This is a genomic window from Stenotrophomonas sp. YJH_SMC_10, from assembly GCF_059371555.1.
This window is the reverse complement of record NZ_JCAFUS010000011.1, coordinates 128,006-147,711: the sequence shown is the minus strand read 5'-3', so window position 1 is coordinate 147,711 and position 19,706 is coordinate 128,006. Positions and strand designations below refer to the sequence as shown.

Here is a 19,706-nt window from a genome sequence, read left to right as displayed (position 1 = left end):
GTTCTTTTTGCGCGAAGGCGGGGTCAGAGCCCTCCACGTTGCGGAGGGATCCGACCCCGTAGCTGCGCCTGCGCTACCGCTTGGCGCGCATCGTGCGGATGTTGTCGCCGACGAACAGGATCAGGCCGGCCCAGATCGCGGCAAAGCCGATCGCCTTGGCGCTATCGAACGCTTCGTGAAAGAAGAATACGCCCAGCAGCAGCTGCAGGCTCGGTGCGATGTACTGGAGGATGCCGACCAGTGACAGCGGAATGCGCTTCACACCGTAGGCAAAGCCGATCAATGGAACAGCAGTCACTACGCCACCGAAGATCAGCAGCAGGTCGTTGCGCCAGCCCCAGCCATGGAAGAACGCGCCGCCATGGCCGTTCTCGGCCCAGATCGCAAAGGCCAGCGCCGGCAGGAACAGGTACATGCTCTCCACGCCCAGCCCCGCCACCGGGTCGACCGAGACCAGCTTGCGCAGCAGCCCATACAGGCCGAACGAACAGGCCAGGCCCAACGCGATCCACGGCGGCGTGCCGGCGTCGATGGTCAGCCACGCCACGCCCACCGCCGCCATCGCCACCGCCACCCACTGCAGGCGGCGCAGCCGCTCCTTCAGTACCAGCACGCCCAGCAGCACGTTCACCAGCGGGTTGATGAAATAGCCCAGGCTGGTCTCGATCACATGGCCGGCGTTGACCGCCCAGATGTACAGGCCCCAGTTGAACGCGATGGTCAGGCTCGAAACCAGCAGGATCGGCAGCGCGCGCGGCTGCGCGGCGATCTTCCGCCACCAGCCCAGGCGTGCGCTGAGCAGCAGCCAGCCCAGCACCAGCACCGTGCTCCAGATGATGCGGTGGGCGATGATCTGGAACGACGGCACCTCATTGAGCAGGTGCCAGTACACCGGCACCAGGCCCCAGATGACGAAGGTGGAGGCCGTGACCAGCAGGCCCCGGCGCTGTTCTTTCTCGTCCATGCTCATTTCTTGCGCGTCCTTGCCATCGTCAGTACCACCACACCCAGGAGAATCACCGCCATCGCCAGCAGGTCGCGCCAGCCGAAGCGCTCACCGTTGAGCAGCGCGCCCAGCAGCACCGCGATCACCGGATTGACGTACGCATAGCTGCCGGCCAGCGCCGGGCGCACGTTCTGCAGCAGCCACACGTAGGCGGTGAACGCGACGATGGAGCCGAACACGCACAGGTAGGCCATCGCCAGCAGGCCACCGGTATCGGGCAGCGTGGTCGGGCGCTCGCCGACCGCCAGGCCGATCAGCACCAGCAGCACGCCACCGCAGATCATCTGCCCGGCCGCCGTCATGAACGGGCCCGGCAGGTCCAGCCCGCGTGCCCACACCGAACCGAAGGCCCAGCCGATCGGCGCGATCAGCAGCAGCACCAGCCCGGTCGGCGAGGCGGTCAGGCTGCTGCCTGCATTGAGCCAGACCACACCGAGGAAGCCGATGGCAATGCCCAGCCATTCACCGCGGCTGGCGTGCTGGCCGCGCAACGCCGAGAACAGTGCCATCCACAGCGGCACCGAGGCCACCGCGGTGGCGGCCAGGCCCGAGGACACCTCACGCTCGGCCAGCACCACCATGCCGTTGCCCAGCACCAGCATGGTCACGCCCATGATGACCAGGTTGCGCCACTGCCGCAGGGTCGGGTTGGGCAGCTTCCAGAACAGGCGCAGCGCCAGGAACATCAGGCCGCCCGCAACGATGAAGCGGCTGCCGGACACCATCGTCAGCGGCAGCGCGCCGCCATGCAGGGCCTTGGCGATGCCCAGGTAGGTCGAACCCCACACCACATAGACCAGCAGCAGCGCCAGCGCGACAAGGCCACCCCGGGGGGCAGCCGCAGACGAAGAGGGGGGAGCCGACATGACACACCAGGGAGCCGGGGGAAGGCGGATTCTAGGACGTTTTGAGTATGGTCCGGCACCCCGTACGGTGGCACGCTGTCATCCATCCATGCACCCTGCGCTGGTCTGCTACCCCGTGTTGACGGCCGATGCAGTACCAAGAAGGCTGCCCGGTCGCGCCGTCCCGATGACCGTGCGCCGTTTTCCCTGCGCACGGACGCGCCGCATCGAGGATTTCCACCCAGATGAGCACCACGTCCCAACCCGCCGTCCCCGCCAACGACCGCGCCGCCCTGCGCCGGTCGATCTCCAACACACTCAAAGGCTCCGCCGGCAACCTGGTGGAGTGGTACGACGTCTACGTGTACTCGGTGTTCGCCGTGTACTTCGAATCGCAGTTCTTCTCGCCGGACGACAAGAACTCCACGATGTACGTGTGGGCGATCTTCGCAGCGACCTTCCTGATGCGCCCGATCGGCGCCTGGTTCTTCGGCCGCTTCGCCGACCGTCACGGCCGCCGCCTGGCGCTGACCGTCTCGGTCACGCTGATGGCGCTGTGTTCGTTCCTGATCGCCGTCACCCCCACCGCCGCCAGCATCGGCATCTGGGCGGCCGTGATCCTGCTGTTCGCGCGCCTGCTGCAGGGCTTCGCCACCGGTGGCGAGTACGGCGCCAGCGCCACCTACATGTCCGAGGCTGCCATTCCCGGCCGACGCGGCTTCCTGTCCTCCTTCCACTACGTCACCCTGGTCGGCGGCCATGTGCTGGCCCAGCTGACCCTGCTGCTGATGCTGACCTTCTGGGGCAAGCAGGAGATCTCCGAGTGGGGCTGGCGCATCGCCTTCGGCATCGGCGGCATCGCCGCGGTGGTGGTGTTCTGGCTGCGCCGGGGCATGGACGAGTCGCTGTCGGAGTCGTCGATCGAGGCCGCTCGCGAGGGCAAGGCGCAGAAGTCCGGCTCCATGTACGAACTGTTCGTGCACCAGTGGCGGCCGCTGCTGCTGTGCTTCCTGATCACCGCCGGCGGCACCGTGGCCTTCTACACCTACTCGGTGAACGGCCCGAAGATGATCCAGAGTGCCTTCGCCGGCAACGATCCGATGACCGGCACCCTGATCAACCTGGGCGTGCTGGCGTTCCTGATGGTGCTGCAGCCGGTCGGTGGCTGGCTGTCGGACATCATCGGCCGCAAGACCCTGCTGGTGTTCTTCGGCGTCGGCGGCGTGCTGTACAGCTGGTACCTGATCACCCAGCTGCCGCACCAGCATGACGCCACCCTGGCCTTCCTGACCCTGGCGCTGGCCTTTGTCATCCTCACCGGCTACACCTCGATCAACGCGGTGGTGAAGGCCGAGCTGTTCCCCACCCACGTGCGTGCACTGGGCGTGGGCCTGGGCTATGCGCTGGCCAACTCGCTGTTCGGCGGCACCGCCCCGCTGCTGTACCAGGGCGCGCTGAAGACCGGCCACGTCGACTGGTTCGCAATCTACGTGACTGCCACGATCGCGGTATCGTTGGTGGTCTATGTGTTCTTCCTCACCAACAAGGGCCCGAACTGGCTCGACGGCACCCGCAAGTAAGCGCGCTGCCGTGATCGCGGCCACCGGTGCACTGCCGGTGGCCGCGGCTTCTCCCGCCGTTCCGTTGATGTGGATCGCGGCGACGCTGGTCGCAGCCACGGCACTGGCCTGGCTGCTGCGCCGCCCCAGCGCACAGGCCACGTGGCCACGCATCGGTTTCGGGATTGCCCTGCTGGTGTTCTGCGTCGCGCTGGCGCTGCAGCTGGCAGTGGACCTGGGCAGCGGCCACAGCTCGCTGCAGTTGCGCCTGCATCGCGGCGTCAACGGCGGATCGCTGGTCGGCCTGCGTACGATGGTGGCGTGCTATCTGGCAGCGCTCGCCGCCAGTGGCTGGGGCGCCTGGAAGCTGCTGCGCCGGCGCTGACGAACACCCGATCGTGCCAGCCGCTGGCCGGCAACGCCACCTTCTTTCGGTAGTGCCGGCCGCTGGCCGGCAACGCCACCTTCTTTCGGTAGTGCCGGCCGCTGGCCGGCAACCTCATGAACCTCCGGGAAGAGCAGCGAGTTGCCGGCCAGCGGCCGGCACTACCTCAGCGGCGAGCCGCTTCGCTCTTGTCACGCGCGCTGCGGAACTCCGATTCCTTTTCCCACGTGGGCCAGCGGCGGCTGTTGGCCAGCTCCGCACCCAGGTCGTAGACCAGCAGGGTGTCGGCGGCGTGGCCGCTCGGGTCCCAGCTCGGCGTCCAGGCATCGCAGGCCTGGTGGTAGCAGTCGGCGAAGTACTTCTCGCGCAGCGCGCGGCCGGCTTCAACCCCACCGTCCAGCTTGTCCAGGCCCGGGCCGATGGTGATCGCCGGCACGCCCAGGCGGGCGAAGGCGAAGTGGTCGGCGCGGTAGAAGAAGCCGGCTTCCAGGTTCGGGTCCGGGCTGTAGCTGCGGCCGCGGGCCTTGGCCACGCGTTCCAGGTCGCCTTCCAGCGACACCCGGCCCTTGCCCCACGACGCGATGTCGCGGGTCGGGCCATCCGGACTGAACATCTCGATGTTCAGCACCGCGGCGGTCTTGTCCAGCGGCGCCAGCGGGTGCGCAGCATAGTAGCTGGCTCCCAGCAGGCCCTTCTCCTCAGCGGTCAGCGCCACGAAGTACAGCGTGCGCTGCGGCTGCGGGCCGGCGGCGAACACACGGCCCAGCTCCAGCACCGTGGCCACGCCGGTGGCGTTGTCGATCGCACCGCGGCGGATGCGGTCCCCCTTGGCGTCGGGCTGGCCGATGCCGAAGGCATCCCAGTGCGCGGAGAAGATCACCGCCTCGTCGCCATGCTCGCCACCGGGCAGCTTGGCCACCACGTTGCGGGTGACCACCTGCTCGCGCTTCAGCGCGAAATCCACGCTCAGCTTTGCGTTGTCCAGTGCCACCGGGCGGAAGTCGGCGCGCATCGCCTTGCGCTTCTCCGCGTCGAAGTCGAGGCCGGCGTCGGCGAAGATCGCCTCAGCCAGCTCGCGCTGCATCCAGCCACGCAGCGGCGTGTGCTGCGCCATCGCTTCGGCCTGGCCGCGCTCGATGTCGAACAGCGGCGAGGTCCCCGAGCTCTTCACCGTGGCCCAGCCATACGCGGCCGGCGCGGTCTCGTGCACGATCAGCACGCCTTCGGCGCCACGGCGTGCGGCTTCCTCGAACTTATAGGTCCAGCGGCCGTAGTAGGTCACCGCCTTGCCGTCGAACGCGCCCGGCGCATCGGCCTCGAAATCAGCATCGTTGATCAGCACCACGGCGATCTTGCCGTGCAGGTCCACGTCCTTGTAGTCGTTCCAGTGGCGTTCCGGCGCATCGATGCCGTAGCCGACGAACACCAGCGGTGCCTCCTTGATCTGCACGCGCTTGCGCGGCTGCAGGCTCTGCAGGGTCACGTCCACGCCGTTGGTCAGCGCGCGGCGGCCCTGCTTCAGCGCCAGGCTGGCCTTGGCCGGGCCGTCCAGCTGCGCGCGCACCAACGGGACCGGCTGCACCCAGCTGCCATCCACGCCGCCCGGTTGCAGCCCGTAGCTGCGGAACTGCTCGATCAGGTACTGCACCGTGCGCTCTTCGCCCTCGGTGGCCGGCGCGCGGCCCTCGAATTCATCCGACGCCAGCACCTGCACATGGCGAGACAGCGCCTGCGGATCGATGCCGCCACCTGGCAGGTCATTGGCCGCATGGGCCAGGCCACCGACAAACAGGCAGGACGACAGCAGCAACACGCGCATCGGATTCACGGCAATACCACGGCTAGCTTGGAAGTCACCAGAGTGTAACGTGGACGTGACATCACGGCGCAGCGTTGGCCCGCCTCATCCACGCATGGCCGGGCTCTACGGGCGGATGCGGTCCAGCCAGCAGGCCAGGCCCTGCGCATTGAGTTCGATGTCCATCGCCAGCACCGCAGTCACCGCCGCATCGTCCAGCGCACAACCATGCAGCTGTGCGCGTTCCAGGTACAGCGCCTGCAGTGCCGCCAGCAGGCAGCGGTGGCGGTCAGGCCGGCCATCGCACTGGCGGCCGATGGCCGCCATCGCATCGATCTGCTCGAACAGGTCCTCGGCCAGTTTCTCCACCTGCTGCACCCGCCCGTAGTGGGTCAGGTACATCGCCTGCGGCGCGTAGCCCAGCATGCGCCGGATCGAGGCCTTCATCGCCTCCGGGTCGAACTGCACCGGCGAGGAGGTGGGGAAGATGAAAGCGCCCTGCGCGCTGTCCAGCTCGCGGTAGGAGATGCCAAACGTATCGCCGGTGAACCAGCTGCGGCTGCGCGCATCCCATACGCAGTAGTGGTGCAGCGCGTGCCCCGGCGTGTGCAGCAGCACCAGCTCGCGGCCGGCCAGGTCGATGCGGTGGCCGTCTTCGGCCACCACCACCCGCTGTTCGGGAATCGGTTCGATGCGGCCATAGCTGCGCGCGATCTCTTCGGCGCCATACACCGCCGTGGCACCGGCGATCAGCCGGGTCGGGTCGATCATGTGCGGAGCACCGCGCGGGTGCAGCACCGCTTTCGCGTTCGGCAGCTGCTGCATCAGCAGGCCCGCACCGCCGGCGTGGTCCAGGTGCACGTGCGTGAGCAGCAGCCAGTCCACCGCATCCACGCCCAGGCCGGCGTCGGCCAGCGCCTGCAGCATGGCCGGCACCGACAGGCCGGTGCCGCAGTCGACGAACGCGGCGCGGCCGTTTTCAACGATCAGGTAGGCCGCGTCGAAGTCGGGGCGCTGGAAGCCGGTATCGATGGTGTGGATGCTGGGGTCGGCGGTCATCGGCACGCACCTGGCAGGGTCGGGAACAGACACCCATGGTAGGCGCGCGGGTGGCCCGGGTTCGATGCGGCTTTGGTCGGGTAATGCCGGCCGCTGGCCGGCAACGGGGTAGCCCATTGACTGCCGTTGCCGGCCAGCGGCCGGCACTACCGGTGCAGCCAGCGCGGCCGCAACAGCAGGGCCAGCACCAGCACCGCCAGGAACGCGCCGTAGGCGTACAGCACCGCCAGCACCTGCGGCCAGATCGGGCCGGCACCGGGTTGCACCACGCCGATACGGTAGCCCCACAGCATCGACACGATGCTCAGCGCGAAAGCCAGTACCAAGGTAGTACCGTCGAACAGGCGCCGCCGCACGCTGCGCGGCTGGCGCGGGAACAGCCAGTACAGGCCGCCCAGCAGCAGGAACCAGGGCAGGAACAGCAGCAGCGACAACCAGGCCATCGCAGACTCCATGTCATCGCGCCGGCGGCGCGCGGACATCATGCCATGACCTTCGTTGGCGGGTAGTGCCGGCCGCTGGCCGGCATTTCCTATGCAAATACCGTGGTAGTGCCGGGCGCTGGCCGGCGTTTCCCATACAATTGCCGGCCAGCGGCCGGCACGACCTTTAGTCTTCGCGCAGCACGGCCAGCGCGGCCAGCACCGCGTCCACCTCGGCGTCCAGCTTGAACAGCTCGCTCTGCAGCTGGTCGCCCTGCTCGGCCTGCTTGATCACGGCAATCAGCTGGCCGGCATCACGCGGCGAATCGAAGCCTTCGCTCTGGATCAGCAGCGTGCCGTCGCCGGCGGTCAGCTTGAAGTAGAACCGGCCGTCCTTCTCACGGTACTGCTTGAACTGCGGCGGCGCCACCCGGGCCACGCCGGCATCTTCGCTGGCGATGTCGCCCGCCGTGGACAGGTCGCGCAGGCCCACGGCGTGGCGCAGTTCTTCCAGCAGCGGTGCCGCCAACTGCTCGCGCAGCTGCTGGCCACGGCGCTTGAGCAGCGCTTCGATCTTCTCCGGCTCGGCCATCAGCGCGTTGTAGCGCTCGCGCAGCGGCGACAGTTCGCTGTCGATGCGCTCGAACAGCTGCTGCTTCGCATCGCCCCAGCTGATGCCCGCAGCGAACGCCTTGGCGAATTCCGCGGTCTGTTCCGGCGTGGCGAACGCCTGGTACATCTGGAACAGCGCCGAGCCTTCGGTGTCCTTCGGCTCACCCGGCGCGCGCGAGTCGGTCAGGATCGAGAACACCAGCTTCTTCAGCTCCTCGCGCGGCACGAACAGCGGAATGGTGTTGTGGTAGCTCTTGCTCATCTTGCGGCCATCCAGGCCGGCCAGCGTCGCCACCTGCTCGTCGATCACCACGTCCGGCAGCGGGAAGTACTCCTTGCCATACACGTGGTTGAAGCGCTGGGCGAAATCCCGCGCCATCTCGATGTGCTGGATCTGGTCACGGCCCACCGGTACCTGGTTGGCCTTGAAGATCAGGATGTCGGCAGCCATCAGCACCGGGTACATGAACAGGCCGGCGCTGACGCCTGCGTCCTCGTCCAGGCCTTCCTCGCGGTTCTTGTCCACCGCCGCCTTGTAGGCATGCGCGCGGTTGAGGATGCCCTTGCTGGCGATGGCGGTCAGGAACCACATCAGCTCCGTCGTCTCGCGGATGTCGCTCTGGCGGTAGAACCACACGTGCTCCGGGTCCAGGCCGCAGGCCAGCCAGCTGGCTGCGATCTCCAGGGTCGCGCGCTGGGTGCGCTGCGGGTCCTGCGACTTGATCAGGCTGTGCAGGTCGGCCAGGAAGAAGAAGCTCTCGATCCCCGGCGCGCGGCTGGCCGCGATGGCCGGACGGATGGCGCCAACGTAGTTGCCCAGGTGGGGCGTGCCGGAGGGGGTGATGCCGGTAAGGACTCGGGTCGTCATGACTGCGTGGGGAAACCTTCGATGAACGGGGCCAGTTTACCGTGCCGGCGGCCAACCCCGTCAGGGCCGGCGGCGCGTTCATTCACCCAACCCCGCTGGAGACGCCCGATGAAACGCCTGCTGCCCCTGCTGCTGATCCTGCCCCTGGCCGGCTTCCGCCCGGCACCGCCGCCGCCGGCCTACGAGGGCGGCCCGGTGCGCATGACCCTGGTCGACCGCGACCGCGGCACCGAACTGCGCAGCTACCCCGCCGACGGCCAGCGCTGGGTAGCCGGCGAGCGCGGCCACCGCTACGCCGTGCGGCTGTACAACGACAGCCCGCGCCGAGTGCTGGTGGTGCTGTCGGTGGACGGCATCAACGCCATCTCCGGCGAGGATGCCGATCCCTCGCAGACCGGCTACGTGCTCAATCCCGGCCAGCGCGCCGACATCACCGGCTGGCGCAAGAGCCAGGACGAAGTTGCGCAGTTCGTATTCAGCAGCCCCAGCGGCAGCTATGCCAGCCGCACCGGCCGCCCGGACAACATCGGCGTGGTCGGCGTGGCGGTGTTCGAAGAGGCACGTCGCTGGCGCCCCGACCCCATCCTGCGCCGTGGCCTGCCATTGCCGGCGCCGGCCGCTCAGGCCGAAGCGGCCGCCGATGCCAGTGCCAGCCGCATCGACGGCCATGCCAGCAGATCGCAGGCCCCGGCGCTGGGTACCGGCCACGGTGCGCGCGAACAGTCCTCGGTGCGCGACACCGACTTCGAGCGCGCCAGCCGCAGCCCGGCCCAGGTGCTGCAGCTGCGCTACGACAGCGCCCGCAACCTGCGTGCGCGCGGCATCCTGGTGGACTCGCCCTCGCGCCTGCCGCGCGAACCGCAGGCCTTCCCCAACCGCTACGTCCCGGACCCGCCGGCGCGCTGATCGCCCGGCCCAGACAGCACAACGCCCGCAACCTGATGGTGCGGGCGTCGTGCTGTGGGGGTAAGCGGTCAGCGCTTACTTGTAGTCCGGATAGTCCTTGCTCACTGCGTCCTGGAACTCACGGACTTCCTTCTCAGCGCGGTCCTTGGCCCAGCCATAACGTTCCTGCAGGCGGCCGGCCAGATACTCGGCATTGCCTTCGGCCACGTCGAAGTCGTCGTTGGTCAGATCGCCCCACTTGGCCTGCGCCTTGCCCTTCAGCTGCGACCACTTGCCGGAAATGATGTCTTTGTTCATTGCTGGGAGTCCTTGGTTGCAACGGCGTTCTTACCGTGGTTGCAGCTTCCCGCAGTGGCTGTTGAGCAGCGGTCAACCCGCAATGAAATGCATGCTCACCTGCTTGAATGGTTCACTCCGCTTCGACACTCGTGCAGCGGACGCCGCGCAGAAAAAAAGGCCGGGGAAATCCCCGGCCTTCTCGTTTTCCAACCCGCGCCGGGCTCACTTGCCCTTGGCGGCGTCCTCAACCTTTTCACCGGCCTTCTGCACGTCCTTGCCGGCACCGGCAACGGTATTGCAACCGGCCAGCAGGGCCACCGAGAACATCGACAACAGCATCAGGGCAACTACGCGCTTCATGGGCTTCTCCTTGGGTTCGCCGCTACACCGCTTCATTCGCGGATGGGGTTCTGTCGCTCGGCGGGAGGGCGCACTGCCACCACCGCCGCGTGACGTGCAATCTGGCGGCAGCGGCGTGGAGCGGGTGTGAACGGACCAGCGATCCGTTCAGCCCAGGCCCTCAGTCGCGCATCAGGGTGGACTTGCCGAACAGGCTTTCGACCAGGTCCACGGCCAGTTCGGCGGTGGCATTCTGCTTGTCCAGCAAGGGGTTGAGCTCGACGATGTCCAGCGATCCCATCCGCCCGGTGTCGGCGATCATCTCCATCACCAGCTGCGCCTCGCGGTAGTTCACCCCGCCCGGCACCGTGGTGCCCACGCCCGGTGCGATGCTGGGGTCGAGGAAGTCGACGTCGAAGCTGACATGCAGGTGGGTGTTCTCATCGATGCCGGCCAGCGCCGCTTCCACCGCGCGCTTCATGCCGTTTTCGTCGATGTAGCGCATGTCGTACACATCGACCTTGTGGGTCTTGATCAGGCGCTTTTCCTCCGGGTCCACCGAGCGGATGCCGATCTGGTGCATCTGCGCCGGGGTGATCGCCGGGGCGCTGCCGCCCAGGTGGGTCAGCGCCTCCGGGCCGAGCCCGCACAGGCAGGCCACCGGCATGCCGTGGATGTTGCCCGACGGGGTGACATCGCTGGTATTGAAGTCCGAATGCGCATCCAGCCACAGCACGCGCAGGTTCTTCCCCTGCTCGCGGCACCACCGCGCGACGGCGGTGATCGAACCGATGCCCAGGCAGTGGTCGCCGCCGAGCATGATGGGCATGCGGCCGGCCTGCAGTTCGGCGTAGCTGGCTTCCATCAATGCGTGGTTCCAGGCCACCACCTCATCAAGGTGGCGGTAGCCTTGCACCGGCGCAGTCCACGGGTTGCGCGGGCCATCCAGGTTGCCCACGTCACGGACGTCCACACCGCGCGCCTCCAGCGCCTCCGGCAGGCCCGCCACGCGCAGCGCCTCCGGCCCCAGCCGTGCACCGCGATGGCCCGCACCGACATCGGTGGGAACACCAATCAGGGATACGGAAATGGGATGAGCCATGGGTGCCTCCTGCGGTGCGGAAAAAGAAGCACAGTCTAGCCAGAGCTGTGTGACACCACTCGCGGCGGTGCAGCAGGGCATGGGCCAGATCGCCGCGGCCTGGCAGCCGTATCCGGTCAGGCATTCCAGCGCTGGGTCGTCAGGAATTGGACCTTCCGCGATCCACCTCACATCCCGGTCGGATTCGCCTCTTACGCTAGGCTGCCGTTGTCTCCACCCTGCGCAGGCACCCTGAAGGTGCCGCCTCACTTCCTCGATCAAGGAGCACCACGCGCATGAAGCATGCACTCAATGGACTCGCGGTACTGGCAATTGCCCTGGGCGGACTGATTCCGGCAGCGGCCAGTGCCTCCTCGCAACGCATCACGCATACGGTGACCACCGACGCGTATCCCATGCAGACGGCGGGCGCACGCGAAGTGCTCGACTGGGTGGCGCAGCGGGTAAAGCCGACGTTCGCCCCGCAGGGCTACGGCAACGTACAGGTGGAACGGCGGGCGTTCTCCGTAGGGCGCGCGTCTGCACGCGCGGACGGATCGATTCCGGGAAAGCTGCCGGAGCAGGGCATTCCCGGTGAGATCTACCGGGTGGAGAACCTGCTTCCCGATGGCTCCATCCAGACGTGGGAATTCACCTGGGTGGAACCCTCATCCGGCCATGGCGGCGGCTGGGATGTCACCGGGTACTCCTACAAGAAGGGCAATGACCCGGTGAATCAGCAATAGCGGGACAGGGGCAATGCGTGCTGCGTTGCCCCGTTCCGGACATACGCCAACGCCAAATGTGCCGTTGCGCGTCAACCGCCGCGGTGGCGAACCGGCGTCAGGCTTTGTACCTGGCCGCTGTTGCGCATCATGCACAGGAAACGGCCATCGGGATAATCGATGATCAGTTCCTGTTAATCGCTGCCCACCGGCATATGGGTGACCAGTGCGCCCTGAGCGCCCTTGCGCATATTGCAGGCGCCCAGCGCGGTATCGCCCGCCGGCGCCGGGGTGGTCACCGAAGACACGTTGCGGAACACCGCGCGGCATCCACCATTGACCCACACCGAGTGCCGCGACAGGCCCCAGTTCTTGCCTTCCTCGCAGCGGGTGCGGCTGAGCTGGCGCACGATTTCCACATTGCCGCGAGTATTCAGATCGCACGACACCTGCTGCTCGTCAGTGGATTCGCATGTGACTTCGCGCGGTAGCGCGGCATCGCCACCGGCGGCGTCGTGAGATTGCGCGCCACTTGCGGCGGGCGCGGGTGTGCCGCGAGTACTGACCTGGCAGATGCCATTGGCGCCGCCACGGCTGGTATAGCTGATCTGCGGCGTGCCGTCATCGCTGCGGCTGATCGACAACGTGATGCCGCTATTGGCATCGCGTGCTTCGACGTAGCGGTCGTTGAAGCGCTTGAGCGCCGCCTCGCGGCCCTGCACGTAGACCGGACCGCCTTCGTCGGCGTGCACGTCGATGCCGCCCGGGCAGCTGGCGTTGAAGAACGGCACCGCGGCCATGGCTGGGGCCACGAAAGCGGTGGACAACAGTAAGGCGGCGAGCGGCAGGGCGTGGCGACGCATGATCGGATCCCTAAGGGGCCCGGGGTGGGCCTGTGGCGGCAGTATGCGATGGGCAGTGGCGGACTTTCCGTGAGGGATAGCAAGAACCGGTGGCGCGCGTGGGGATTCAGGTCTGCTAGGGTGTCCTTGGAGGCCTGCCGGGGCGGTTAAGCCAGCTTTACGTCGTGAGCCGCGATGGGCGGTGCGACAGCGATGGCACAGCCGGATGTATCGTGGGCTGCGGCACCGCACGAACTGTCGTTTCTGGCTTTGCACTGCTCGAAACAGGCCAAACGCGATAATTCATTTTTCCTTTCAGATCGCCCGATGCCATCGAAACAAACGACTGGCAGGCGGGGATTTCGCCTGCGCATGATGAATCGCCGCCTTCAGCGAGGTGGCCGGGATTTCCAACCCGAAGACTGAAAGCTGTATACGCTTGCCAGCCGGCGTCGTCCTTCCCAGGTGCGACGCCGGCTGGCAATCCGTTCGCCGATCGACGGCGGGCGGTGCGTGGGGGCCTCGTGCCCACCGGCTCATTCAGTCCCGGGATTGGAAACCACGTATCGCCCGCCACCCTTCTCCGGTGGCATCTCTGTTCCTGCCGAGGATGCCCGCATGTCCAGACCCTACCACCCGTACCTGACCGCCACCCTCGGCGAGGCCGCCCTGCGCCTGCCGCCCGAACTGGCGCAGCCATTGGAAGCCGCTTTCGCCGCTGCGAACGAAGCGCCTGCGTCCATCAACCTGCCCAGCTGCCTGCAGCGCATCCGCGCCGGTGATGCCGCCGATGGACAGCCGTGGGCGGGGCCCGCCAGCACACCCGGCCAGGCGGTGGCCGCCGCCCGCCGGGATCGCGCTGCGGTGGGTTTGGTGTCGCTGTTGGAGCTGTACCACGCCGCCGAGCGCGTGCGCGTGGACGGGGAAGAGAAGGACGATATCGGCGATGGCACGCGCGAAGGGCTGATGCTGGCCTGCCGGGGGCTGGCGGAGTATGTAGCGTTGCAGGTGGGCGGGGCTCAATAATGCGCAACGTTGGCATCCCCAACGCACAGGTTCAACACGTCGCAACCCCGGCCAACGAATCAGGCAGACCCGCTGCTGGGATGAGCACACCCTACCTAAACCTGAAACCTGTCCTCGTTGAACTGCGGCTGGACGAAGTGGATTCGCGCGGCGGCGCTGTTGCCGAGATGATCGCCTCCACCGCACGCCCCATGGCGCTCTCGATAAGCCCTGAACTCATGTGGTACAGCTTCGCCTTGAATGACAGAGCCATCACCCGCATCATGCCTGGAACGAGGGCACACTGCACAATCTCCTTCATCAACCATGACGGTGCGAAAGAGGCATTTCCCTGTGGCACGGTGGCTGCCTTCGGAGACGGATCGTCAACAAGAGGGTTGATCCGCATCATTCGGATTGATTGAGGCTGATCGCACCGGACTTCTTGGAGCGACGGAAGTGGAGCTCAGCGCCTTGATGCCTCACACGGCACTGGCATGCAGGCGCACACCCAAGGCACGGGTCACCTTCAGGATGGTGGCGAAATCGGGGCTGCGTTCGCCGGACAGTGCGCGGTAAAGACTCTCGCGCGACAGGCCCGCCGCGCGCGCAACCTTGCTCATACCCTGAGCGCGCGCGATGTCGCCGAGCGCCTTGGCGATGAACGCGGAATCGCCGTCGCTTTCGTCGATGCAGGCGTCGAGATAGGCGGCCATTTCTTCGGGTGTCCGAAGATGTTCGGCCACATCAAATGCTTTGAGTTCGACTTTTTTCTTAGTGGCCATGATGGAACAGCTCCAGTACTTCGGTATTGATTCGTTTCGACTACAGCCGGTTCGACGCTCACAGGGCACGCGCAATCTCCCTGGCCTTTTCGATATCGCGTTGCTGTGAGCTTTTGTCACCTCCGACCAAAAGAATCAGCAACTGCCTGCCCCGCTGGGTGTAGTACAGGCGGTAGCCCGGCCCTGCATCGATACGCAGTTCGGAAATACCGTCCCCCAGATAGCGGTGATCACCCGGATGGCCTTCGGCGAGCCGACCGATGCGGGCCAGGATGCGAGCGCGTGCAGTTACGTCCTTGAGAGCGTCAATCCATGTCGCGAACTGACGGGTACGCTGGATCTTCATGGAGGACTGTAGCCTAAAGGCTACAGTCTTTCAACTATCGGATTGCCCGCATGGAGGTGTGCTCGGCCTTCCGTCTGATGTTCCCTCCCTCGCAGCTGACGCCCCGTTTTTTAAACTGGAAAGTGGAACCGGGTGCGTTTTCAGTAGCTCATTTTTCACGGGAACCCGATCCGTACTCACAAAACGCTGTGCTAGATTCAAGAGCGTGACATTGGCGCGAGAGATGCTTTCATGGATGCGTGGGTCGAGGAATGCGATTCTTCATCAAAACGCGGACGTCGGCGCCGCCTCTGGATCGCAGCGCGCCGTCGCCTCGCGATCGTTATTCCGGCGCTTGTGCTGGCAGCATGTTCGAGCGCCGCGACGTCGCCCCCATCAGATCATGTGAATCAAAGACAGACCATCAAATCAGGGAGTGAAGCTGGTATGGAGCGATTCAAGAACAGCATCGAGCGATTGTCCAATGTGCGGTTTGGCGATATCGATGCATTGAACGAACAGCTTCACACGCATCTTGGAAAACCGGCTCGGCAGGGCCTGAGAGACGAGCGAACCGCAGAACGTGGAATGTTGGGCGGCCTTGAAGTTCGGAACATCACACTGAGAAGTGCTGTCGATAATCCTGCGCAGGCGAAGTTGACCTTCGATGTCGCGCCACCGAGCGTCGCGCTCAAAGAAGTCATCTGGGAGGGAACGGCGCAGTATCCACCTCGGCCTGATGCCCCTGACTCCCTCCCCTACTGGACCGCGCCAGTCAACGGTGCTGAGGTTGTACTCACTCTGGCCCCTGACAATGCGACATTGACCCACGTATTGATCAGTCAGCGTTGACCCCCTGGGCAGGAGCTCGAACATGGAACGTACTGAAGACTCTGAACTGCCGCAGCCGCAGGACGGGCCTCGCCCAGGACCCGTACGTCGGCCGGAGTCCCCGTTGGCTGACCCTTCGTTGGCGCCGCTTCTGGCGAAATCCCCAACACTTCGAGCGGGTCTCGCACAGGCCGAGCGCGACGATCTGGATGTTGTCTGGGGACAAGCCGGTAGGGGCACCTATCTTGTTCCGGGTGAGAAGATCGTTATTGACGAGAACGCGGTTGGGCAAGGCCCCAGAATCGCGCGCTCTCTTTCCCATGAAGTGGGGCACCATCTCTTCACTGAACGTCCCGATCCGACGTCCAAGCAATCCTATGTAAACACCCTGCTACGCGGAGAAGCAGCTGCGACGCTCAGTAATGTCCAGGTCCAGCGTGAACTCATTGCAGCTGGTGGGCCGGACATTGGTGTGTCCGGCACGGGTAATCGTCCACAACAGTATGGAGCTATTGCCGTTGAACTCCAGGCCGGGCGGATCAATCGAAACCAAGCGCTTGGGCAGATCGCTGAAGTGTTCAAAACAGAGGCTCCTTCTGTTGGTCCTCATGCGACATACGAGCTTTACTATGGCGCGCACTATGATCAGCACATAGCACCCACGCAGCGTCGACGTAGGCCCGAGCCAGAGCTTGACGCCGAGCGCACTTCGGCTGCGGAAAGAGTCGCCGTGGTCGGCGATGACTCACTTTCGCTGCAACGAGCGGCTTTCTCAGTAGCTGAACTCTGCGATGCTGACCGTTCTCTCTATAAGCAGATAAGAGCGGGTGTGGAACGCCTGGATGCCGAGAGCGGGAAGCAGTGGGATGAGTCGAGCCAACGCATGTCCGCGAGTTTGCTGGTGCTCGCGAAGGAGCAAGGGCTTTCAAGAGTTGACCACGTCGTAGTGAACAACCCGACAGAGTCCCTTGCACGTGGCGAGAGAGTATTCATCGTCGAGGGAGCGATGGACGATCCTGCCCAACGCCGTGGAACCATGAATACGATGGACGCGCTTCGCGCGCCTGAAGCGGAGTCACTTCATCGCGCTGATTCATTGGCAGCAAATCTTGAACAGCAGCCAGCGCAGCAGGTCCATGCGCAGGACGGACCATCATTCTCAAGGTAAGACTGCCGAGGCACCGGGTGTACCGCCTTTCGAATCACTGGGCGAGTACCTGGAGCAGCGCAAAGAGGCGCTGACTCATGGGGTGGTGCCGCTTATCCGAATCGAACGGATGACCTACTGTTTACAAGACAGTTGCTCTACCAACTGAGCTAAAGCGGCATGGGTGGTGCACCGGCGGCAGCGCCGCGGTCCGGGGATTCTAGCGCAACCGCGTGCATTCCAGCGACCGGCTCTGTGCCGCTCCGCTGCGCTGCTGGGCCTGGGCCGGCTGCGTGCCCGCCGCCAGTTGCCCTTCCAGCCACCACTGGCCGGCGTCGCCGCTGGCGACCAGGCGCGGCTGGAAGCCGGCGGCCTGCACCGCTGCCATGCGGCGCTCGGCGCCCTCGCGGTTACGGTACTGGCCCAGCGCCACGGCGTTGGCGTCCTCGCCCTGGCTGATGATGTAGTAGTCGCTCAGGCCGGCGGCGACGATGCGCTTCACGGTGGCCTGCGCTTCGTCGCGGTTGGCGGCGGCCGGCAGCATCACCCGATAACGGGCACTGCCGCTGGCAGCGGGCTGTTCGCGCAGGCGGACCTGGCTGAGCAGCGTGCCGGCCTTGCCCTGCGCGCTGCTCGCGGCGGCGCGGTCGGCGAACGGGCCCAGCGCGACGCAGCGCGGCGGCTCAGCGGCTGCGGGCGGGGTTACGGGCGTTTCCGGTACCGGACCGGGTGCAGGCGGTGGTGCCGGCTTGGCAGCGGCAGTAACCGGCGCAGCCTCAGGCACCTGCGGCTTGGAAACTTCCGGCTGGGCCGGCACGGCCGGCGCGGGCGCAGGCGTCGCAGCCACCGCGGTCTTCGCAGCCGGTTCGCGCTCCATCAGCGGTGCTGTCGGAGCGGCGGCGGTGGCCTCGGCTGCGGCAGTGGCATCCACGCCACCGGGCACCCAGCGCAGCTCGGCCACGCCAGCGGGTTGCGGTGGCGGCGCAGGCTTCTGTGGTGCATCGCGCAGCAGCCACCAGCAGGCGACGCCAAGGTTGAGGATGGCCAGTACGACGGTCAGGGCACGGGTCAGCATGCGCGGATACTAGCCTGCGGGCTGGTGCACCGCCCAGCGGGCGAGGCCATCCAGCACCAGCGAGGGGTGGTAGTCGGCACCGGGCAGCAACGGCATCAGCGCCGGTGCGCCGCCACCGTGCACCAGCAGCGACGGTGCCACACCCAGCAGCGTGTGCGCCTGCTGTGCGCTGCGTTCAATCAGCGCCACCGCGGCGCCATCGCAGCCGGAGGCCAACGCATCGGCGGTGTCGTTGGCGAACTCGCTGTAGTCGCCGCCAGTGGCCGGCAGCTGCACCGCACGCGCGTGCAATGCCTCGCGCATGGTGGTGGGCGATGCGGAGATGCGGCCACCGTGGTGCTGGCCGTCGGCGTCGAGCAGGTCAATCGTCAGTGCGGTGCCCACGCCGACCACCAGCACCGGGCGCTGCGCCTTGGCTGCGGCCAGCAGGGCCAGGAAGCGGTCGACGCCGAACTTTTCCGGCTTGGCATAGGCAATGCGCACGCCGGCGCATTCGGCGCTGGTTCGCACCACCTGCACATGCTCGAAGCGGCGCTGCAGCTGGTCCAGCATGGCGCTGGTCAGCGACGGTGCGGCCACGCTGGCCACGAACGCGGTGCGGCCGCTGGGCAGGCTATGCGGTGGCTGCCCGGCCATGCCTTCGGCACCATGCGCCCAGGCCTGCACGTCACCGGCACGGTCACCCTGCAACGGCGCGAACTTGAAGCGCGAGTTGCCGAGGTCGAACAACCAATCGCTCATGCCGCCCTCACGCTGACTTCGCCGGCGTGCAGCAGGCGCTCACGGCCATCGATGCGCACGCGCAGCGCGCCGTCATCGGCCAGGCCGAGTGCGGTGCCATGCTGCCACTGCCCATCCAGTTCCACCCGCACCTCGCGGCCGGCCAGCATGTCGAAGGCGGCGTAGCGCGGCAGGAACGGAGCAAGACCTTCACGATCGAATTCCTCCAGCGCCGGCAGCAGGCGCGCCAGCACGGCGGCAACGACCACGTTTCGATCCACTGGCTTGCCAGCCAGCGTGTCCAGGTCCACCCACGGCTGGCTGATCTGCTCGGCGAACGAGGGCGGCATGTGCGTGTTGATGCCGATGCCGATCACCGCGCGCGCCGGGCCGGCGTACTCACCGCCGCCTTCTGCGAGCAGGCCAACCAGCTTGCGGCCATCGACCAGCAGATCGTTCGGCCACTTCAGCTGCGCCTCGGTGTAGCCCAGATCGTGCAGCGCTTCGGCCACGGCGATGCCGGCCACCAGGCTCAGGCCGGCCAGGCGGCCGAGGCCTCCGGAGAACAGCCGCAGCACCGACAGGTAGACATGGGCGGCCAGCGGCGAGGCCCAGGTACGGCCACGACGGCCGCGGCCACCGGTCTGGCGTTCGGCCAGCAGCACGCTGACCCCGCGCTGGGGCGCGCTGCACCGCAGCAATTCGGCATTGGTCGAGTCCACCGTCCAGGCCACTTGCAGGTCGTGCAGCAGCGCCTGGGCGTCGGCGGGCAGGCCAGCGCGGATCGCCGCCGGGTCCAGCAGGTCAACCGGGCGGGTCAGGCCATAGCCCTCGCCGGCACGGCCCTCGACATCCACACCGGCGGCCCTAAGCCCTTGAATACGCTTCCAAATAGCTGCCCGGGTCTGGCCCAGCTCACGGGCCAGGGCGTCGCCGGACAGGCGACCGGCAGCGAGTTTGGCCAGCAATTGGCGATCGTCCACGGCAGCTTCCACGAAGTCAGGCAGGAATTATGCGGGAAAGCCGCCAGCGACGCCCGCCACGCTGGGTTCTGCGGGGGCTTCCAACGGGGCGCCGGGTTCGGGCTAGAAT

The 19,706-nt window shown here is 66.6% G+C and carries 23 protein-coding genes and 1 tRNA gene; 8 read left to right on the top strand and 16 right to left on the bottom strand.

Annotated elements, in window-relative coordinates; genetic code table 11:
- Positions 1–73: 73 nt before the first annotated feature.
- A complete protein-coding gene (gene rarD / locus AC5P9C_RS15170; RefSeq protein WP_088476108.1) occupies positions 74–970 on the bottom strand; it encodes an EamA family transporter RarD in 897 nt (298 codons plus the stop codon).
- The gene (gene yedA, locus AC5P9C_RS15165) at positions 967–1,872 is read right to left on the bottom strand and encodes a drug/metabolite exporter YedA (RefSeq protein ID WP_049468675.1); all 906 of its coding nucleotides are present in this window, start codon (positions 1,870–1,872) and stop codon (positions 967–969) included. Before yedA ends, rarD begins: the two co-directional genes overlap by 4 nt.
- Before the next feature lie 224 nt (positions 1,873–2,096).
- Here yedA and AC5P9C_RS15160 point away from each other — a divergent pair, with 224 nt between their 5' ends.
- The gene (locus AC5P9C_RS15160) at positions 2,097–3,431 is read left to right on the top strand and encodes an MFS transporter (RefSeq protein ID WP_343541248.1); all 1,335 of its coding nucleotides are present in this window, start codon (positions 2,097–2,099) and stop codon (positions 3,429–3,431) included.
- A gap of 67 nt (positions 3,432–3,498) precedes the next feature.
- The gene (locus AC5P9C_RS15155; protein ID WP_329851924.1) at positions 3,499–3,795 is read left to right on the top strand and encodes a hypothetical protein; all 297 of its coding nucleotides are present in this window, start codon (positions 3,499–3,501) and stop codon (positions 3,793–3,795) included.
- A 166-nt stretch (positions 3,796–3,961) separates the two neighbouring features.
- Here AC5P9C_RS15155 and AC5P9C_RS15150 read toward each other — a convergent pair whose 3' ends face one another.
- The 4 genes from AC5P9C_RS15150 to AC5P9C_RS15135 form a co-directional block, all read right to left on the bottom strand.
- On the bottom strand, positions 3,962–5,614 hold the full coding sequence (locus tag AC5P9C_RS15150; RefSeq protein WP_053461932.1) for a M28 family metallopeptidase: 1,653 nt from the start codon (positions 5,612–5,614) through the stop codon (positions 3,962–3,964).
- Positions 5,615–5,719: 105 nt separating this feature from the next.
- Positions 5,720–6,652: an MBL fold metallo-hydrolase gene (locus AC5P9C_RS15145; RefSeq protein ID WP_343541249.1), complete on the bottom strand. Its 933-nt coding sequence runs from the start codon at positions 6,650–6,652 to the stop codon at positions 5,720–5,722.
- A gap of 146 nt (positions 6,653–6,798) precedes the next feature.
- Positions 6,799–7,095: a hypothetical protein gene (locus AC5P9C_RS15140; protein ID WP_053461930.1), complete on the bottom strand. Its 297-nt coding sequence runs from the start codon at positions 7,093–7,095 to the stop codon at positions 6,799–6,801.
- A 166-nt stretch (positions 7,096–7,261) separates the two neighbouring features.
- On the bottom strand, positions 7,262–8,554 hold the full coding sequence (locus AC5P9C_RS15135) for a tryptophan--tRNA ligase (RefSeq protein WP_057494453.1): 1,293 nt from the start codon (positions 8,552–8,554) through the stop codon (positions 7,262–7,264).
- 108 nt (positions 8,555–8,662) lie between these two features.
- On the opposite strand from AC5P9C_RS15135, the gene AC5P9C_RS15130 reads away from it, so the two are divergent.
- Complete coding sequence (locus AC5P9C_RS15130; RefSeq protein WP_312558329.1) at positions 8,663–9,460, top strand: hypothetical protein; 798 nt, start codon at positions 8,663–8,665, stop codon at positions 9,458–9,460.
- Positions 9,461–9,535: 75 nt separating this feature from the next.
- Here AC5P9C_RS15130 and AC5P9C_RS15125 read toward each other — a convergent pair whose 3' ends face one another.
- From AC5P9C_RS15125 to rocF, 3 genes are all read right to left on the bottom strand, one after another.
- Positions 9,536–9,757, bottom strand: coding sequence for a CsbD family protein (locus AC5P9C_RS15125; RefSeq protein WP_004153772.1), 222 nt, complete (start codon positions 9,755–9,757; stop codon positions 9,536–9,538).
- A gap of 204 nt (positions 9,758–9,961) precedes the next feature.
- A complete protein-coding gene (locus tag AC5P9C_RS15120; RefSeq protein WP_014035659.1) occupies positions 9,962–10,099 on the bottom strand; it encodes an entericidin A/B family lipoprotein in 138 nt (45 codons plus the stop codon).
- 160 nt (positions 10,100–10,259) lie between these two features.
- On the bottom strand, positions 10,260–11,180 hold the full coding sequence (gene rocF / locus AC5P9C_RS15115; protein WP_053461927.1) for an arginase: 921 nt from the start codon (positions 11,178–11,180) through the stop codon (positions 10,260–10,262).
- 275 nt (positions 11,181–11,455) lie between these two features.
- Here rocF and AC5P9C_RS15110 point away from each other — a divergent pair, with 275 nt between their 5' ends.
- On the top strand, positions 11,456–11,905 hold the full coding sequence (locus AC5P9C_RS15110) for a hypothetical protein (protein WP_049466211.1): 450 nt from the start codon (positions 11,456–11,458) through the stop codon (positions 11,903–11,905).
- Positions 11,906–12,078: 173 nt separating this feature from the next.
- Here the strand turns inward: AC5P9C_RS15110 and AC5P9C_RS15105 are convergent, their stop codons facing one another.
- Entirely contained in the window at positions 12,079–12,747 is a 669-nt protein-coding gene (locus tag AC5P9C_RS15105) for a DUF3011 domain-containing protein (RefSeq protein WP_414615261.1), read from the bottom strand.
- A gap of 597 nt (positions 12,748–13,344) precedes the next feature.
- Between AC5P9C_RS15105 and AC5P9C_RS15100 the strand changes: the two genes are divergently transcribed.
- Together AC5P9C_RS15100 and AC5P9C_RS15095 are read left to right on the top strand one after the other, a co-directional pair.
- Positions 13,345–13,752: a hypothetical protein gene (locus AC5P9C_RS15100; protein ID WP_495205208.1), complete on the top strand. Its 408-nt coding sequence runs from the start codon at positions 13,345–13,347 to the stop codon at positions 13,750–13,752.
- Between the two features lie 80 nt (positions 13,753–13,832).
- Complete coding sequence (locus AC5P9C_RS15095) at positions 13,833–14,156, top strand: hypothetical protein (RefSeq protein ID WP_414615259.1); 324 nt, start codon at positions 13,833–13,835, stop codon at positions 14,154–14,156.
- Between the two features lie 57 nt (positions 14,157–14,213).
- On the opposite strand, the gene AC5P9C_RS15090 is transcribed toward AC5P9C_RS15095, so the two are convergent.
- Both AC5P9C_RS15090 and AC5P9C_RS15085 read right to left on the bottom strand, forming a co-directional pair.
- Positions 14,214–14,516, bottom strand: coding sequence for an addiction module antidote protein (locus AC5P9C_RS15090; RefSeq protein WP_064237476.1), 303 nt, complete (start codon positions 14,514–14,516; stop codon positions 14,214–14,216).
- A gap of 58 nt (positions 14,517–14,574) precedes the next feature.
- Positions 14,575–14,862, bottom strand: coding sequence for a type II toxin-antitoxin system RelE/ParE family toxin (locus tag AC5P9C_RS15085; protein WP_012478870.1), 288 nt, complete (start codon positions 14,860–14,862; stop codon positions 14,575–14,577).
- Between the two features lie 231 nt (positions 14,863–15,093).
- Between AC5P9C_RS15085 and AC5P9C_RS15080 the strand changes: the two genes are divergently transcribed.
- Positions 15,094–15,693 (top strand): hypothetical protein, encoded by a 600-nt coding sequence (locus tag AC5P9C_RS15080; protein ID WP_149901828.1) that lies wholly within the window; start codon positions 15,094–15,096, stop codon positions 15,691–15,693.
- A 22-nt stretch (positions 15,694–15,715) separates the two neighbouring features.
- The gene (locus AC5P9C_RS15075) at positions 15,716–16,840 is read left to right on the top strand and encodes an XVIPCD domain-containing protein (protein ID WP_164082503.1); all 1,125 of its coding nucleotides are present in this window, start codon (positions 15,716–15,718) and stop codon (positions 16,838–16,840) included.
- A gap of 83 nt (positions 16,841–16,923) precedes the next feature.
- Here AC5P9C_RS15075 and AC5P9C_RS15070 read toward each other — a convergent pair.
- The 4 genes from AC5P9C_RS15070 to birA all read right to left on the bottom strand — a co-directional run bounded on the left by AC5P9C_RS15070 (position 16,924) and on the right by birA (position 19,597).
- Positions 16,924–16,999, bottom strand: a tRNA-Thr gene (locus AC5P9C_RS15070).
- A 40-nt stretch (positions 17,000–17,039) separates the two neighbouring features.
- Positions 17,040–17,894, bottom strand: coding sequence for an SPOR domain-containing protein (locus AC5P9C_RS15065; protein ID WP_414615258.1), 855 nt, complete (start codon positions 17,892–17,894; stop codon positions 17,040–17,042).
- A gap of 9 nt (positions 17,895–17,903) precedes the next feature.
- Positions 17,904–18,635, bottom strand: a complete 732-nt coding sequence (locus tag AC5P9C_RS15060) for a type III pantothenate kinase (protein WP_312558332.1) — start codon at positions 18,633–18,635, stop codon at positions 17,904–17,906.
- Entirely contained in the window at positions 18,632–19,597 is a 966-nt protein-coding gene (birA, locus tag AC5P9C_RS15055) for a bifunctional biotin--[acetyl-CoA-carboxylase] ligase/biotin operon repressor BirA (RefSeq protein WP_074726508.1), read from the bottom strand. The genes AC5P9C_RS15060 and birA overlap by 4 nt, the downstream gene beginning before the upstream one ends.
- Positions 19,598–19,706 lie beyond the last annotated feature (109 nt).

Bases quoted from the DNA above. Each gene is read 5' to 3' on its own strand.
- rocF (WP_053461927.1), bottom strand. From the start codon at position 11,180: ATGGCTCATCCCATTTCCGTATCCCTGATTGGTGTTCCCACCGATGTC.
- AC5P9C_RS15120 (WP_014035659.1), bottom strand. From the start codon at position 10,099: ATGAAGCGCGTAGTTGCCCTGATGCTGTTGTCGATGTTCTCGGTGGCC.
- AC5P9C_RS15090 (WP_064237476.1), bottom strand. From the start codon at position 14,516: ATGGCCACTAAGAAAAAAGTCGAACTCAAAGCATTTGATGTGGCCGAA.
- AC5P9C_RS15140 (WP_053461930.1), bottom strand. From the start codon at position 7,095: ATGGCCTGGTTGTCGCTGCTGCTGTTCCTGCCCTGGTTCCTGCTGCTG.
- AC5P9C_RS15065 (WP_414615258.1), bottom strand. From the start codon at position 17,894: ATGCTGACCCGTGCCCTGACCGTCGTACTGGCCATCCTCAACCTTGGC.
- AC5P9C_RS15105 (WP_414615261.1), bottom strand. From the start codon at position 12,747: ATGCGTCGCCACGCCCTGCCGCTCGCCGCCTTACTGTTGTCCACCGCT.
- AC5P9C_RS15085 (WP_012478870.1), bottom strand. From the start codon at position 14,862: ATGAAGATCCAGCGTACCCGTCAGTTCGCGACATGGATTGACGCTCTC.
- AC5P9C_RS15160 (WP_343541248.1), top strand. From the start codon at position 2,097: ATGAGCACCACGTCCCAACCCGCCGTCCCCGCCAACGACCGCGCCGCC.
- AC5P9C_RS15100 (WP_495205208.1), top strand. From the start codon at position 13,345: ATGTCCAGACCCTACCACCCGTACCTGACCGCCACCCTCGGCGAGGCC.
- yedA (WP_049468675.1), bottom strand. From the start codon at position 1,872: ATGTCGGCTCCCCCCTCTTCGTCTGCGGCTGCCCCCCGGGGTGGCCTT.
- AC5P9C_RS15130 (WP_312558329.1), top strand. From the start codon at position 8,663: ATGAAACGCCTGCTGCCCCTGCTGCTGATCCTGCCCCTGGCCGGCTTC.
- AC5P9C_RS15135 (WP_057494453.1), bottom strand. From the start codon at position 8,554: ATGACGACCCGAGTCCTTACCGGCATCACCCCCTCCGGCACGCCCCAC.
- AC5P9C_RS15145 (WP_343541249.1), bottom strand. From the start codon at position 6,652: ATGACCGCCGACCCCAGCATCCACACCATCGATACCGGCTTCCAGCGC.
- AC5P9C_RS15155 (WP_329851924.1), top strand. From the start codon at position 3,499: ATGTGGATCGCGGCGACGCTGGTCGCAGCCACGGCACTGGCCTGGCTG.
- AC5P9C_RS15095 (WP_414615259.1), top strand. From the start codon at position 13,833: ATGAGCACACCCTACCTAAACCTGAAACCTGTCCTCGTTGAACTGCGG.
- rarD (WP_088476108.1), bottom strand. From the start codon at position 970: ATGAGCATGGACGAGAAAGAACAGCGCCGGGGCCTGCTGGTCACGGCC.
- AC5P9C_RS15075 (WP_164082503.1), top strand. From the start codon at position 15,716: ATGGAACGTACTGAAGACTCTGAACTGCCGCAGCCGCAGGACGGGCCT.
- AC5P9C_RS15150 (WP_053461932.1), bottom strand. From the start codon at position 5,614: ATGCGCGTGTTGCTGCTGTCGTCCTGCCTGTTTGTCGGTGGCCTGGCC.
- AC5P9C_RS15080 (WP_149901828.1), top strand. From the start codon at position 15,094: ATGGATGCGTGGGTCGAGGAATGCGATTCTTCATCAAAACGCGGACGT.
- AC5P9C_RS15110 (WP_049466211.1), top strand. From the start codon at position 11,456: ATGAAGCATGCACTCAATGGACTCGCGGTACTGGCAATTGCCCTGGGC.
- AC5P9C_RS15125 (WP_004153772.1), bottom strand. From the start codon at position 9,757: ATGAACAAAGACATCATTTCCGGCAAGTGGTCGCAGCTGAAGGGCAAG.
- AC5P9C_RS15060 (WP_312558332.1), bottom strand. From the start codon at position 18,635: ATGAGCGATTGGTTGTTCGACCTCGGCAACTCGCGCTTCAAGTTCGCG.